Origin of the sequence: Flavobacterium cyclinae (assembly GCF_021172145.1) — a bacterium.
GTDB classification, from domain to species: Bacteria; Bacteroidota; Bacteroidia; order Flavobacteriales; family Flavobacteriaceae; genus Flavobacterium; species Flavobacterium cyclinae.
Genome location: NZ_CP089095.1, coordinates 1,553,853 through 1,569,535, shown reverse-complemented (window position 1 = coordinate 1,569,535; position 15,683 = coordinate 1,553,853). Strand labels below are relative to the sequence as shown.

General features: G+C 29.4%; 17 protein-coding genes. All 17 read right to left on the bottom strand.

From position 1 onward, the window contains the following. Nucleotides 1–2: 2 nt before the first annotated feature. Entirely contained in the window at nt 3–4,352 is a 4,350-nt protein-coding gene (locus tag LOS86_RS07295; protein ID WP_231841452.1) for a CusA/CzcA family heavy metal efflux RND transporter, read from the bottom strand. A gap of 95 nt (nt 4,353–4,447) precedes the next feature. Next, nucleotides 4,448–4,735 carry a hypothetical protein gene (locus LOS86_RS07290; protein WP_231841451.1) on the bottom strand — a complete coding sequence of 96 codons (288 nt, stop codon included), beginning with the start codon at nt 4,733–4,735 and terminating at the stop codon, nt 4,448–4,450. A gap of 323 nt (nt 4,736–5,058) precedes the next feature. Further along, nucleotides 5,059–5,871, bottom strand: coding sequence for a hypothetical protein (locus tag LOS86_RS07285; RefSeq protein ID WP_231841450.1), 813 nt, complete (start codon nt 5,869–5,871; stop codon nt 5,059–5,061). Continuing rightward, nucleotides 5,871–6,440, bottom strand: coding sequence for a hypothetical protein (locus LOS86_RS07280; RefSeq protein WP_231841448.1), 570 nt, complete (start codon nt 6,438–6,440; stop codon nt 5,871–5,873). Before LOS86_RS07280 ends, LOS86_RS07285 begins: the two co-directional genes overlap by 1 nt. Before the next feature lie 58 nt (nt 6,441–6,498). Continuing rightward, entirely contained in the window at nt 6,499–6,567 is a 69-nt protein-coding gene (locus tag LOS86_RS07275) for a DUF4113 domain-containing protein (RefSeq protein WP_231843922.1), read from the bottom strand. 122 nt (nt 6,568–6,689) lie between these two features. Continuing rightward, nucleotides 6,690–7,151, bottom strand: a complete 462-nt coding sequence (locus LOS86_RS07270; RefSeq protein ID WP_231841446.1) for a hypothetical protein — start codon at nt 7,149–7,151, stop codon at nt 6,690–6,692. 138 nt (nt 7,152–7,289) lie between these two features. Further along, a complete protein-coding gene (locus LOS86_RS07265; protein WP_231841444.1) occupies nt 7,290–8,549 on the bottom strand; it encodes a Y-family DNA polymerase in 1,260 nt (419 codons plus the stop codon). 33 nt (nt 8,550–8,582) lie between these two features. Further along, a complete protein-coding gene (locus LOS86_RS07260) occupies nt 8,583–8,954 on the bottom strand; it encodes a hypothetical protein (protein ID WP_231841442.1) in 372 nt (123 codons plus the stop codon). A 6-nt stretch (nt 8,955–8,960) separates the two neighbouring features. Next, a complete protein-coding gene (locus LOS86_RS07255; protein ID WP_231841441.1) occupies nt 8,961–9,410 on the bottom strand; it encodes a LexA family protein in 450 nt (149 codons plus the stop codon). 132 nt (nt 9,411–9,542) lie between these two features. After that, nucleotides 9,543–10,127 carry a hypothetical protein gene (locus LOS86_RS07250; RefSeq protein WP_231841439.1) on the bottom strand — a complete coding sequence of 195 codons (585 nt, stop codon included), beginning with the start codon at nt 10,125–10,127 and terminating at the stop codon, nt 9,543–9,545. A gap of 335 nt (nt 10,128–10,462) precedes the next feature. After that, complete coding sequence (locus LOS86_RS07245; protein WP_231841437.1) at nt 10,463–11,149, bottom strand: hypothetical protein; 687 nt, start codon at nt 11,147–11,149, stop codon at nt 10,463–10,465. Between the two features lie 16 nt (nt 11,150–11,165). Continuing rightward, nucleotides 11,166–12,260 (bottom strand): hypothetical protein, encoded by a 1,095-nt coding sequence (locus LOS86_RS07240; RefSeq protein ID WP_231841435.1) that lies wholly within the window; start codon nt 12,258–12,260, stop codon nt 11,166–11,168. A 55-nt stretch (nt 12,261–12,315) separates the two neighbouring features. Continuing rightward, nucleotides 12,316–13,113 (bottom strand): hypothetical protein, encoded by a 798-nt coding sequence (locus LOS86_RS07235; protein ID WP_231841433.1) that lies wholly within the window; start codon nt 13,111–13,113, stop codon nt 12,316–12,318. After that, the gene (locus LOS86_RS07230; RefSeq protein ID WP_231841431.1) at nt 13,103–13,333 is read right to left on the bottom strand and encodes a hypothetical protein; all 231 of its coding nucleotides are present in this window, start codon (nt 13,331–13,333) and stop codon (nt 13,103–13,105) included. Before LOS86_RS07230 ends, LOS86_RS07235 begins: the two co-directional genes overlap by 11 nt. Before the next feature lie 73 nt (nt 13,334–13,406). Next, a complete protein-coding gene (locus LOS86_RS07225) occupies nt 13,407–14,129 on the bottom strand; it encodes a hypothetical protein (protein ID WP_231841429.1) in 723 nt (240 codons plus the stop codon). 11 nt (nt 14,130–14,140) lie between these two features. Next, complete coding sequence (locus LOS86_RS07220) at nt 14,141–14,530, bottom strand: hypothetical protein (RefSeq protein WP_231841427.1); 390 nt, start codon at nt 14,528–14,530, stop codon at nt 14,141–14,143. Between the two features lie 36 nt (nt 14,531–14,566). After that, nucleotides 14,567–15,619 carry a hypothetical protein gene (locus tag LOS86_RS07215; protein WP_231841425.1) on the bottom strand — a complete coding sequence of 351 codons (1,053 nt, stop codon included), beginning with the start codon at nt 15,617–15,619 and terminating at the stop codon, nt 14,567–14,569. Nucleotides 15,620–15,683 lie beyond the last annotated feature (64 nt).

The following is a 15,683-nucleotide window of genomic DNA, read 5'->3' as shown; positions in this document are numbered from 1 at the left end:
TGTTATTGATTGATAGTATATTGTATAGCTATTATAGTTTGATTAAAGTTATTTATAGCTTCATTATAATTGGTTAGTATTTCGGTAGCCGTTTCAATACCTTGTACATATTCTACATACGAAATATCTCCATTTTGATAACTTTTTGTAGCATTTTTAATTATTAAATCAGCATTAGGAATCGCTGTATTTTTATAATAATCTATCAATGATTGATAGGTTGTAAGTTGCTCCATTTGCTGCTCTAAATGACTTTTAAATTGCTGGTTTATATAGTTAGCATTTTTTTGCTCCATTTCTATATTTGTTTGTGCTGCTTTACTTTTTTTAATAGTACTACCCATAAATATAGGTACTGAAAGTCCAACAGAAAAACCTTGAAATTGTGGTGAATTATCATAATATTTCGTTACACCATCTACTTCTTGATTCCCTGTTATGGATTGCAAAAAGTAGCCTACTGAAAACTCTGGAAATAAATTTGATTTTTCTAATTTATGATTGGCTTGTGCTATTTTTACTTGTTGATTAGCTAACTGAACTACCGGATTTTGTTTCACTAATGTGCTATCCATTTTTGCAATAAAAGGCATAGGCACAAAAGTTGTATCCGAAATTTCAATATCATTTTCTAAATCTAAAAGTGTTTTAAGTTTAGATTTTTCGATAGCAATTTGCGTTTTGAATTGTTTTATTTTTTGTTCTAATTCTTGTTGTTTAGCTACTGCAATTGTTTTTTCTAAAGCACTAGTTTCACCTGTTTGAAACTTTAATGTTGCTGATTTTACAAATTTTTGCATTAGTTCATTTTGCTTTTCTAATAATGCATTTTGCTTTTCAAAGTATAGAATGGTATTCCAAGATTGACGAATAGAAAATGTTATTTCTTGCTTTGATACACTTAATTTATTTAGACTAGCCGAACTATTTTCTTGCAACAATTTTCTTTTTGCACTTATTTGAAAAGGATTGAAACTCTGACTAATTTGAAAATTTTTATCTTGAGCTTGCGAATTTATTTGTCCAAAAGTTCCTGAAATTTCTGTTTTAGGCAATTCGAATGCAGTCTTAACTAATTGTGATTGCATTTTAGTTTCTAAGGTAACCGCTTGAATGTTTAAGTTGTTTTTTAGCCCCATTTCTAATGCTTCATTTAAACTTAACTTTTGCTTTTCTTGTGCATTGATTGCTAATGAACTAAATAAAAATGCAAGTAGCATAGCTGAATTTTTCATGGTTTTTCTTTTGATTTTTATTCCTTTTTCAAAATATAAATACAGAATTGGTAAAACTATTAATGTTAGTAAAGTAGCAGTTATTAAACCACCTATTACTACTGTAGCTAAAGGTTTTTGAACTTCGGCACCAGCACTACTACTTATTGCCATTGGCAAAAACCCAAGTGAAGCTACAGCAGCAGTTAATATAACAGGTCTTAAACGTACTTTAGTTCCTTCTTTTATTCGGTCATATACATTATCCATACCTTGTTTTTTAAGTTCATTAAAATAACCAATTAAAACAATTCCGTTTAATACCGCTACACCAAAAAGAGCAATAAATCCGACACCTGCGGAAATACTAAACGGCATATCGCGTAACCATAACGCAACAATACCTCCAATAGCAGATAATGGAATTGCTGTAAATATTAATAACGATTGTTTAATTGATTTGAATGTAAAATAAAGTAGGACTAAAATTAAACCTAATGCTACCGGAACAGCAACAGAAAGTCGTTTGTTTGCTTCGATAAGATTTTCAAATTGTCCGCCATAAGTAGTGTAATATCCTTCAGGTAATTTTAGTTTATCGTCTAATTTAGCTTGAATGGTTTCTACCACTGTTTTTACATCAGCACCACGAACATTGAAACCTACTACGATTCTACGTTTTCCATTTTCACGAGAAATTTGCATTGGTCCATCTTCATACTTTACATCAGCAATTTGTTCTAACGGAATTTGATTGCCTGATGGTAATGTTACAAATAACGCCTTTAAGTTTTCAATATCTTTTCGGCTATCATTTGCTAAACGCACTACTAAATCGAAACGTTTTTCTCCTTCATAGACAACACCTGCTGTTTCACCTGCAAATCCCATACGAACTACTTTATTCAAGTCGCCAATTTTTAAACCATACAATGCTAATTTATCTTTATTGTATCTAATTGTTATTTGTGGCAAACCTGCAACTCGTTCTGCTTTAGCATCTGAAACACCTTCAATACCATTAATTAATTGCACAACTTCCTCGCCTTTGCTAACTAACATATCAATATCATCACCAAAAATTTTAACGGCGACATCACTTCTTACACCAGTCATTAACTCATTAAAACGCATTTGAATAGGTTGGGAAAACTCCGTAAACGCACCTGGAATATCTGACAAAGCATGTTCCATTTTTTCCATTAGTTCCTCTTTAGTTTCTGCGGAAGTCCATTCACTTTTATCCTTCAAGAGAATAATCATATCTCCTGCTTCAATAGGCATTGGATCAGTAGGAATTTCAGCTGAGCCAATTTTGGTTACAATCATTTTAATTTCTGGAAATTTTGCTCTTAAAATTTGTTCTGCTTTTGTAGTTGCTTCCACTTCTTGAGATAATGAACTACCGGAAGCTATGATTAAATGCGTTGCAATATCACCTTCATCTAATGTAGGAATGAATTCACCACCCAACGAATTGAAAAGAAATAAACTTGCAACAAATAAACCAATGGCAACCGCAATAATTGCTGCTTTAACCTGTAGTGCTTTTTCTAAAATTGGAGTGTAAAAATTATAGATGGCATCAATAATTTTATCGCTAAAATTCTTTTTATGTCCTGTTTGTTTTTTTAATGCCAAAGCCGACATCATAGGGACGTACGTTAAAGACAATATAAATGCTCCTAATATGGCAAAAGAAACCGTTTGTGCCATTGGACCAAACATTTTTCCTTCGATACCTACTAAAGCTAAGATAGGAAGATAAACAATTAAGATTATTATTTCTCCAAAAGCCGCACTACTTCTAATTTTTGATGATGCTTGATATACTTCGTCATTCATTTCTTGAGTGGTGAGTTTGCCTTTATTACTAACTTGGAGTCGGTGTATTATCGCTTCTACAATGATAACCGCACCATCTACAATTAGCCCAAAATCGATAGCACCTAAACTCATTAAATTACCACTAACTCCAAAAAGTTTCATCATAGAAATGGCAAATAATAAAGCTAATGGAATAACCGAAGCAACCACTAAACCTGCTCTCCAATTACCAAGAAGTAATACTAAAATGAAAATAACTATTAATGCTCCTTCAATTAAATTAGTTTGAACTGTACTTATAGCTTTGTTTACTAAAACGGTTCTGTCCATAAACGCCTCAATTTCTACCCCTTCCGGCAGTGATTTTTTGATTTGTTCCATTTTGTCTTTAACCACCTTAACTACTTCACCACTGTTCTCACCTTTAAGCATCATAACCATTCCCGAAACTTCTTCGCCATTTCCGTCTTTGGTTACTGCTCCATATCTGATACTACTACCTATTTGAACATTGGCTACATCACGAATAAGAATAGGTATTCCGTTTTGATTTTTAACCACTATTTTATTTATATCGTCGATGCTGCTAACCATTCCGACACCTCTAATAAAATAAGCATAAGGTTTTTTATCTATGTATGCACCACCTGTATTTTCATTATTATTTTCTAATGCTTCAAATATTTCAGTGATGGTTGTATTCATACTTCTTAGCTTGTCTGGAACCACAGCTATTTCATATTGTTTTAAGTTTCCACCTAAAGTATTTACTTCAGCTACACCTTTTGTACCAATTAATTGGGGCTTTATTATCCAATCTTGAATGGTTCTTAAATCAGTAGCGTTGTATTTTTCTTCGTACCCTTTTTTGGGATATACTACATATTGGTATATTTCGCCTAAACCTGTACTTACTGGAGCCATTTCAGGAGTTCCAACACCTTTTGGTATGGTATTTTCTGCTTCTTTAATACGTTCTGTTATTTGTGCTCTTGCCCAATAAATATCGACATCTTCTTCAAAAACAACGGTAACCACACTTAGACCAAAACGACTTATGGAACGAAGCTCCACAACATTAGGAATTGATTTAACTGATTGCTCTATTGGATATGTTATAAACTGCTCTACTTCTTGAGTTGCTAAAGTAGGTGAACTTGTAATTATCTGTACTTGATTATTTGTAATGTCTGGTAAAGCATCTATTGGCAAATTATATAACGAATAACTGCCTACAATGACTAATACGAGAGTAAAAAGACCAATAATAAATTTATTATTGATACTAAAATGAATGATTTTATCTAACATTTTATTTTGTGTAATGAATTAATAAACAGAGAACTGTTATTTTTTTTAGTTGCTTAAAAGACACAACTTATTAACCCGAAATTAATCGGGCTTCATTACACTAACTGTGGTGGTTGCCAAATGCTTCCGTAGAAATTTGAAAACGAAGTTGACTTATAAAAAGAAATAGAAGTTTTTATTTCTTGAAATCGAACTAAGAATTGAAAAGATTGAACTTCAAAAAAAGTTAATGTTTGTTGACCACAACAATTGCAAACACAAAAGGGAGAACATAAATCTGTTTCTTCATCGTGCGAATGATTGTGTTGTGAGTGAGCTTGTGAATGCGATGAAATAGTAGTAACATCATTATGCTCATCTGCACAAGGATAGGCAGTAAGCATAATTATATATATTGATAATATGATGTTTAAGATTTTCATCGTTGTAAAAGTAGTATATTTTTACAAAAAATAAAAATAATTACAAATTGAGCTATTATTTTAAAAATAAGTTGATATCCCAAAATTGAATCCATCTGTTATTTTCATTTCGTGTATTTGATTCGGGTTTCTTGTCAACTTGCTGCTAACGTTCCCACGCTTGGCGTCAGTTGCGAACTTCGGAACTGATTATTTTCTGTTAAAGATAAAATTTCTTGCGAAATGTAATCGTGAATTTACCGAAAAATTCGCAATTGCGCCAAACGTGTGTTGGCAGAAGTATTTTATATGTATTCCAAAATTCGTTCTTTTTCAGACCATTTAATTGGTTCACGTGTTGTTTTTTCATTTAAAAGCTGAAATATTGATGAAGACTTTTCTGGAGAATATCCTTCAGATTTATCATTTATTATTGTGATTCTTTCATCGATATAATCTAAATATTTTGATTTCTGCGCAATCTCAAAGTTAACAATTGATTTTCTTAGGTCGTTTTCAAAATAATTTGGTGTTGAGCCTGTAACATAAGTTATCAAATTCAATTTTGATTTTCTTGTTATAATTGCATTAAACTTAATGTTTTTGAAGTCATCTAAAAAATGTCTCAATTTTACATCTTCATTATAGCTTATTTTTAAAAATGTATTTGCGTCACTTCTAAAAGTTTCTCTTTCTTTTTCTTCTTTTTCGTCTTTGTATTGTATGCAAAACGAATTGACAGCACCGACAATAAAATTAGCTAAATCAAAAACTGCACTTGGAATTTCTTCTATTTTCTCACAAATTTTGTAATAGAATTCGACGCCTGATTTATCAAGCGTAGATTTTATTCTAAAATTTGAAGCATAAGAAGCAATTATTCTGCGTATTAAATCTTCTGATTCTTCAAAATAAGGAGTTTCATAATAGTTTTGGTCTATCCAACCACTATCAGTTATAACAATTTTCTGATTTGTGAATGTTATAAAAACTGAAACAAATTTGTTATTAATTGTTGAAAATGCAGTTATTATTTCAAGAGCATTTTCTCTTTCTTTGAAACTTGTTAAGTTGCAAAAAGATTTTTTTATTTGCTCTATGACTATTTTATTTTCCATTATTCAAAATTAATATTGTCAAAGTTAATATTATTTTTTTCTACAAATTCTAATTCTTGAATTGAATCAATTATATTCGGAAAATTTCTATCACTTAACTTTGAATTTGTTTCCATACAAAATAATGAAATACCAAAATTTATATCATTTGCTATAATTTGAGCTTCATTTTCATTTTTTAAAGTTTCGTTTTGGTATGCTATGTAATTTCCATTCTCGTCAAACGAATTAAAATGTGGTGTTTTGACTGATTGTTCTTCAAGAGGAATTTTCGGATTTTCATTTCTGTGAGCAGGACCATCAGAGTCAAATCTAAAGAAAGGCTCTTTGATGAAATTTTGACAACGAAGCTTTATACCATATTTATTGTCTCTTTTACTTTGTTCAATCATAAATACAATTTCTTCATTAATTGTATTATGTTGAATATCGGATTGTCCAACAGACCAATAAATATTGCTCTTTTTTGGCTGTAGAATTATCGATTTTTCACGAATTATTTTTTCTTCGTAAACCAATTCATTGAAAAAATCAAATTGGTTTTTAACTTCTATATTTGTTCTTTTCACATTTCGTGTTTTAATATTTCTGCCAACTAGTAAATATCATCAAATATATACAACTTTTTTAAATTTTTATAGTAATGATTTCATCAATTCTTGTTGTGTAGGATTTTGATAGTTTTTCTTGTTTCATTTTCCATTGTCTGCCAAGGGATTGATTGGCGAACTGACAGTGGGAAAATATTTAAGAACGCGAAAAGATTCGCGCACGAGCGGGGCCGTAATTGCGGTTATACATTGTTGTGTGTAGGCTTTTTATATTCCTAATTTAACTTTCAATTTTTCTAAAAATCCTTTTTTCCGCTCAATACTATTAATTTTCTCAAAGTCATATAGATTTGAAATTGGATTTTGATATTTATATTCTGTACTCTCCATAACCTTATAAGTTCCGTCCATCCCAAAATGTATTTCTTTTCCGTTTTCTGTAATTCCATATTGATGCATATTTCCTTTATCATCTCCGTCAGGCAAAATCATTATTAGCTTAGAGTACTGAGAAGATTGAAATTTGCTAAAATCTCCATTCTTTAAATTCAGAGTCATATCATCATTAGCAGAGAACCATCCATTCAGATTTCTAGAATTAGTCAAATCAGGTGCCATTAACGCACAATAAAAAAATATGAAAAGTTCGTTTGAGATACCTCTCGGAAAGGTTACAATAAATTCAGTTTCAGAATTGTTACTGTAAATATCGGACTGTTCAATTTTCATTGAATCGACCAATTCCGTGACTGTAGAATTTAATTTTGTTTTATTAACATCCTTAAGATGAATATAGTTTTTTATCATACAGTATTTTTTTTCAGCTTACACACAACTAGTAAATATCATCAAATATATACAACTTTTTTATATTTTAATTGTAATTATTTCATCAATTCTAGTTGTATATGATTTGGATAATTTTTCTTGTTTCATTTTCCATTGTCTGCCGAGGGATTGATTGGCGAACTTGATTTTGTTTTTGCCGTATGCTCTATTAAGTTTATCAACTACTGACATTAAAGGTTGATGCTTTGGATTTGAGGTGTTGAATAGTGATAATTGAGTTTGGTCGTTTGGTGTTAAACCCATTACTATTACGCCTGCTTTTTTGTAATTGTAGCCTTCTTTGAAAATTGCTTTTAGCCCTATTTGTGCATACTTGTTTAGCTCTATTGTTGAGTTTGTTGGGAAATCGGTGTTGATTACAATACTTCTGGAGTATTGTGGTTGGTCCTTTCTGAAATAGTTGGTATGAAGAAAAACCATTATCATGTTGCTATGACTGTTTTGTCTTCTTAGTTTTTCGGAACAGGAAGTTGTGAATGTTGCAATACGCTCTGAAACATCTTCCAATTTTGTCATTGGTTTTTCAAATGATCTTGTTGTAGCAATCATTTTCTTACTCTTTGGAGTTTCTAAATCCAATGTTGGTTTTCCTTCCAATTCGTGTTTTAATCTCAGTCCTACAACTGCCATTTCTTTTCTTACCCAATCATCGTGTAATTGAGTGAATTGATAGGCATTAAAAACATTAACTGCCTGTAAGCGTTTAGCGTGTTTTCTACCAATACCCCAAACATCTTCAATTTTAGTCCATTTAAGAGCTTTTATTCTCTTTTCTTCATTGTCTATCACATAGACACTTTTGGTTCGTTCAGGGAACTTCTTTGCTATTTTATTGGCTACTTTAGCTAGTGCTTTTGTTGGTGCAAATCCTACACTGATTGGAATACCTGTATTTTTAGTTACGGTTCTTTGAATTTTAATTCCGTATTCTTCCAGGTTAAAGAATTCAAAACCTTCGAATTTTAGAAAAGCTTCGTCAATACTATAGACTTCTATTTCCGGTGTGTAGGTTGCAAGGATGTTCATTACTCTGCTGCTCATGTCACCATACAAGGCATAGTTTGAAGAATAGACAAATACATTATTGTCTTCGAATAGTTTTTTGAATTCGAATGCAGGAGCTCCCATTGGAATGCCTAATGCTTTAGCTTCGTTAGAACGCGCAATAACACAACCATCATTATTGGAAAGTATTACTACAGGTTTTCCAATTAAATGTGGTTCGAATACTCTTTGACAAGAGGCGTAAAAGTTGTTGCAGTCTACTAAGGCAAACATTTTATATAGTGTTCAGTGTTCAGTTACTAGTGTTCAGTTTTTGGAAATAATTTCTAAGTATTCTTCAATTAATTTAAAGTTAGTAATATCGGAACTTTCTATTTTGAGAGTTTTTCTATCTCCGTTACTAATATCCCAAAGTATAAGATAACTATCTCGACCATCCCAAAACATTTCTAATTCTTTCGTTTTGATATACCAAGATTTATAAGCCTCAAATGTGTAATTTGAATCTTTTACATCCTGAATAAAAAAGAGAAAAATATCGTAAACAAGCTTTGAAAATGTATTGTAATTTGCTGCTTCTATTTTGATAATATCCTCAATAAATTTATAATCTTCTTTACTAGCTGTTTTGGATTTTATTCTTTCTAAATGATTGATAATTAAATTAAATCTATCCATAACTAACTAAAATGTTTTAATGCTATGGATTACGATTCCCCAAATCATTAGTTCATTTTCTTCTGTAACTTTTATGGGTTTGTAGTCTTCATTTTCGGCAATTAACCAAACTACTTCGTTTTCTATTTTGATTCTTTTAACTGTAAAATCTCCATCTATTTGACAAATAGCAATTTTACCATCTTGCGGTTCTAAGCTCTTATCAATGATTAATAAATCACCATCGAAAATACCTGCGTTTTTCATGGAATTACCTTTTACTTTCGCAAAGAATGTACTGTCTTTATGTTTTATCAATTCTTTGTTCAAGTCGATTCTTAATTCGATAAAGTCATCTGCAGGAGAAGGAAAACCGGCACTAATACCTACATCAACAAAAGGAAGCTCCAATTCTGTTGAGTAATCAGGTGCGTAAAAATCTAGTATTGTTGTAGTATGTAAACTTCTTAACTTCATGATACCACAAAATTAAGTAAGTATTGTTTTAGAAAATAGTAATGTTGAAAAAATAGTTATATTAACCTTTCGACAAAATGATTTTGATGTTTAAAATTGTACGCGAAAGGATTCGCAAGGGAGAGCATTACTTTAATGTTTATCACATCTTGTATAATCCCATCCGTTTTTATTAAAGTGAACACCTGAATTACCACATACATCACAAATAGTTTTTGATTTTTCAGTATACTTTTCAATGATGTCTTCATAATCTGGCCCAGCATAAAATCTCAATTCGCCAAATTTTTCTTTTATTGCAGATACTTTTCTATTCCAACCAACCTTGTCAAGTTCTATCATTAAGTCTAAAACTAGATTATTCCATCCTTCGAACATTTCAATTTTAATTCCGTTCAATTGAGCTAACTTATGTAAGTCATAACTATTGATATCACTGTTGATTATGAATTTAGACAAAGTAGTAGTGTTTTTATTAATAAATTCTTTACCTTCAAACATTTTCTCATAATATCTATTATTGTAATCAATTATTTGTTTTTGTAATTCTTTGCTTGCTATTTCTTTTTCAACAGAACTGAGTTTTTTAATTTTGGGTTCTTTTTTAATTTCCAACTTCCATCTAATTTCAGTAACACATTTTGAAATAGATTTCACAATTAGAAAAGCTACTAGAATAACAATTCCTATTCCTAATAAATCTTTAGTATTAATCATAAATTATAATTTTAGATGGCAAAATATATTATACCTATTTTTAAATTTTACTAACCCCGCTATCCCCTCGCTACTGCGCGAATCCTTTCGCTTGGTTTTACAATTTAAAATTTTGAAAAACATAAACGTTGTCTAACAATCCATTTTTGCCAGTTAGGATCATAATTTCTAGTTATATTTGATTTTTTATCAAATATAATAAAATGATTTTTTTATTAGAACCACGCGAAAGGATTCGTGCGGGAGATTTGTTAAAAGTAATTATTAAAAGTCTAAACTAAATTAGCACCTGACCCACTTTTTTGACATACTTCGATTCGCAGAAGTCTTGCTAATTAATAGTATTCAAATTCTCGTTCTATTTTTTGTTGAAGAACTCCACCATTATCAAATAATTCTTCGTAGACAGCATTAAAATTATGGTCAAGTTTTATGTTGTCATAAAAAAGAATTGTTTTTGTATTATTAATAAAATCTTCAACAACCATACCTTCTTTTTCTGAATTATTATATGAATAAGTAATAGTAGTATTAATTTTAGCTTCTCTAAAATTACCGGTTTCCTCTGTCTTTATAATTTTGTTGCTTTTATCAAAATAAATCAATTTACTGAGCGATATATTGTAAACATTAAATTTTGAAACTCTCTTGTATAATGAATCTGTAATTTTTTCAAAATATCCTTCTCCTTCAATTTTATTTTTATCTGTTAAAACACTTGTAAAATAACGCTTCTCTTTATTCTTTGAATTATAATTAATAACTTTATTTAAGAATCTTTTATTAGGAGCTTCACTTTTGGTTAAATTGTAGTATTCGACTTTTACTAAAAATCCTTCTTTATCAAAATAGGATATACTTTTGTCAATATCATGATTTGAAAAAGTAATTATTTCTGTAACTTTTTTTGGATTACCTGAATAGTTATAAAATTTTAAATCATTAATGATTACATTTTCTTGAGAACTCACAAGTGTGTGTAATAAAATAAATACAAAGCAAAGTTTTAGTTTTAGTTTCATTTTCATTTTCATCTAATTATTTGTTAATCATTTTATATAACATAATACCATATGTATTGGCATTTAATAAATACCCATTTTTAAAAATAAATCTATCCCAGTTGCCATTTCCATTATTTGAATCGTATTTGATTGTCTTAATTTTCTTTAAGTCTTTATTAAATAATTCAAAATTTAATTCTTTAGTTGTATTGTTTTGCATGATTAACCAAGACCCCTCACTTGTTGTAAATGTGTCAAATTTTTGGTCTGACCAATCTAGTTCAGCATATGAAATTTTCTTAGACTTAATTGATTTATCTACTATATTATAACTATAAATTTTTAAATATTGTTCCTTGTCATGATATGTTCCTGGAAACAGACAAACAACAGTTAAGATGTTATTGTCAATGTAGCTGTCTAAAAAATACTCTTCTTTACTTACATTTAAGGATATTTCAGAATATTTACCATTTATGTAAGCTAAAATATTGGGTTGGTTTTTGTGTAAATAAATTCCAAACAAAAAGATATTTGATTTGTCAACTATTATCTTTTTTGGTCTAGCCATGTATCTGCTACTTTTATGCCTTGAAACTTTTTTAGTTTTAATGTTATATTTTATTATTTCAGATAGAGAGCTGCTAGAATATCTAACACCATCACTAACTTTATTCCCGAAAATTAAATCATCACCTACGAATTCAATATTCGATGGGCTATGAAATGTTTTTCCCAAATTGATCCTGTCTTCAATTTTTCCGTCTAAACTAATTATAAATAAACTAATAAAAACATCTTGTTCTAAAGGCTTAACATTTCCTTGAGTTACCAATGCATAAATTTTATTTTTATGTCTTTTAAACGAGTAAACAATATTGGTGTGTTCTTCGCTAATTTTAAGAGTCCATAAAGGACTTAGATTTTTATCATATCTTATTAAGTAAGCATCCGTTGCATTACCGTCATTAATTTTTGTATTAAACGTATAACCTGAACAATAGATCTCATCACCATACCATTCTATATCCTCAACGTATTGAATGTTTTCAAAATTACGTTTTGTTATAAGCTCTTGAGCAAAAACTACAGAGGAGAAAAAAGTCGCTAAAATTATTATTATTTTCATGGAATTGATTTTTTATATATGGAGCACACAACTATTTTAATATTATAAATTACAACTACTTCAAAATAATTTTAGCCAGTTTTTTATTAAAAACAAACGAAGCTAAAGCTATTAATGTAATTGTATAATAGAAGAAATCAAGCATGTTAAAACCATCATGTAACATGTAACTGAACATTTCAAAATCGAATACTAAGCATACAAATAAAGCAGCTGCTGTTAATTTAATTCCTGTACTTAATTGTTTTTCATTATCATTTGAGTTATCGAACCAAACGGAAATCTTATTGGATAAAAATAATAGTATTGTAACTAAACCAAAGTAATATAATAACAATTTTGTTGCATAGGTTACTTCTTCTATTTTCAATATTACTAAATTAGAAATTTTAAAACTTAGTAGATAAAACGCAATTATGAATGAAATAGCGCTTACTAATGTATTGGTGAATTTAGCTTTACCATTTTCATATAGTTTCATTACTAAAAAATAAGCAATAATTGCAATCACTATATCCATAACATGATAAGAAATATACTTTTGTAATGCATCATTAGAATCACTTATGTTTAGTTTTGTGAAATGTATTATTAGCGTATTTATTACTTGATAAATGGTAATTGAAAGTTTTATTATTAAGAAGCTTTTTAATCCTTTGGAAAACAGAATATCAATATCTTCTGATTCTTCAGTATTACTGATTAGCTTAAGTTTTTCTACTATTTTGGTATTTATGATTACGTAAGCTAAACATAATAAAACTATTATGAGTGTAAATGAAAGAATGATACTGTTTAAAACGGAAAATAGTATCATTAAAAACCCTATTTTAATTGCAGTTTTATTTTGCATAATTTTTACGGAATGAAAGGATTAATACTAGTAACGCAATTAAAATAACTGCTAATTGGGCATACATTCTATTTGTTATTACTTCAAAATTCATGTTGTATTGTTGCAAGTCAAACTCACTCATTTGTTGAGCTGTAAAATTCAATTGTTCTATTTCCTTTAAAGCTAAAATTAGAAGTGTTATAGCTGCTAACTTTATGTATCCGTTATATTTTTTCATTATCTGTTCAGTAAAATTAAATCCAGTATTTTTTTGATGTTTTGATTCATGAAATAAAAGATTGAACTTGTTTTTAAGGAAGATTAATTATTGAAACTATTACATAGATTAAGCCTATTAGCATTGCAATGATTACAATTGCAACACCAATTATTAATTCCATACCAATACCTTTATTTGCTGTTTCTGGATTATTTGTTTTGGCATTGAACAACTGCTGTGGAACTTCTTTTGTTACTTCTGGTTCTAATTTAGAAATTGCTGATTCATCTTCCACTTGAACTTGCGTTGGCTGCTCAACTGATGCTGTATTTTTTAATGAAAATCGATATGCTTTTTCATCTAACTCAATTTCATAAAAGTGTGTTCCGATGACCTCTCCTATTTGATCAAAAATAGCCTCGGTCATATCATCCTCATTATCTATTTCGCATTGTAGTGGCGCTCCTTCTTCATCTAATATGTCATCGTTAACTTTCATAATGCTTCGAACTAATACATCATTTTCAGTATAGCCGATGTTAAAAGTCATTGATGTTTCGGATAGTGCAAATGTTAGTATGTTAGTTTCTTTATGAGAATAAGGTTCTAAACAATAATCTATGTTAGCGAAAATTAAAGTTCCGTTTTTGGAAAAATACACATCAAAATATCCTTCCTCTTTCCAATTTTCACTGGCTTCTTCAAAAATAATTTCATTTTCAATTTGAAGTTCTACACCTAAAAGCTTTGACAACTCTTCTACATTGTTTTCAAAATTTATATTTATTGCAATACCCGAAATATTATGTCCCATCTATTCTAAAATTAATTCTCTTCTTCTTTTTTTACACCCAATATATCATAAATACCTGCTAGGAACATCCATAACGATAAAAACAGTCCTAACCCGTATAAATCATTTCTACTTCCTTTTGACAAAGTAAGGAGAAAAATCATTAATCCCAGTCCGAAGAGCATTAAAATACCCCCTGAAAGTTTTCTTAAGCCAGATAAATCGGCATTTTTAACAAAAACTTCTTTTAGTGTGATTGCTAAAATTATACCTTCAAAAAACAAGAACAGAGTGTAAAACAACTCTTCTATTTTTAAACCCCCGAGTAATAAAACATATCCGGGAAAGAATATCAAAAAAAAGGTGAAAATGAATTTTGAAGCTAACCAAAACAAATTGGAATCTAAATATATCTTTTTCATTTGTTTATTGAATACATTAAAATTTGAATTGCGAACCTAACCTAACCTTCTTAGATTGTTATTAATATAATAATTTGCATAATATTCTTTTTGCCTTAATTCTTTATTATTTCTAAAATTAATAAAATCTGCAAAGCAATGAGGACATTTGAACGCATTGTAATATTCAAATTTACCATCAATTGTTGTTGGCAATTTACTTTCTATTTCAATTAATAGATTTTCATCAAAATCTTTTTGGGTTTGATGTGGAACTGGACTAAGTTTATTATCATAAGGTACAATTAAGGTTTCCTTTGAATTCGAAGAATAGAAATATTGTACCTCAGCGAAACCAGCGTGAATAAATTCTACGCCAAAACTTTTAGAACATTCATCACAAGTGCACACTAATCGAACGTTTGAAGGAGTAACCAATCCCACATAGTGCAAACCTCTATCAAACATTCCTAATCCTTTTAACTTTTGATTTTCTTCCTCTTTATCCGATAAGAAGAAAGGTTGGAATCGTATTCCTTCTCCATTTTTATCAAATTCACTACTAGAATTAGAAATTATACCGTCAATTTGAACTGAAGAATTAGCATTTATTCTTATGGAACTATGTAAGTATTGACCATTTAAATTAGAATTACTCTTTAATGGTTCAATACTAAATTTACGAATTAATTTGCTGCCTTCATAAATTGAAATTGATGGAATTTCTCCTTCTAATTCGATAATAGGTTCAATTTCAATTTGTCTGTTTCTTAATGAAAAACTGTTATCAATGAAAATAGAATTGCGTTGAACTTTGACCCTCTTATTAATGTAATTAATGTCATTTGTTTTTTGTTGTTGTGTAAAATGCATATTAATTGAAGTAATAGCCTCAATTTGTTCCTCACGTGAAGGATTTTCTGTTTTCAGAATTTTTATTAATGCCGAAGGAAATACATTTTCAGGAAAATCATCTTCTAAAGTAGCTGATGGATTTATTTTTTTTAATTCATTAAAATGATGAAGTGCAAACTCTTTTAATTTTTTACCTTCCTCCGATTGAGCTAAAGCTTTACGTTCGGCTCTTGGAACAGAAAAAAAGCGTTTCATAACTACTAAAATGAAAATAATTATGAAAACTGAAAAGATATAAAATGGATGTATTTCCATATCG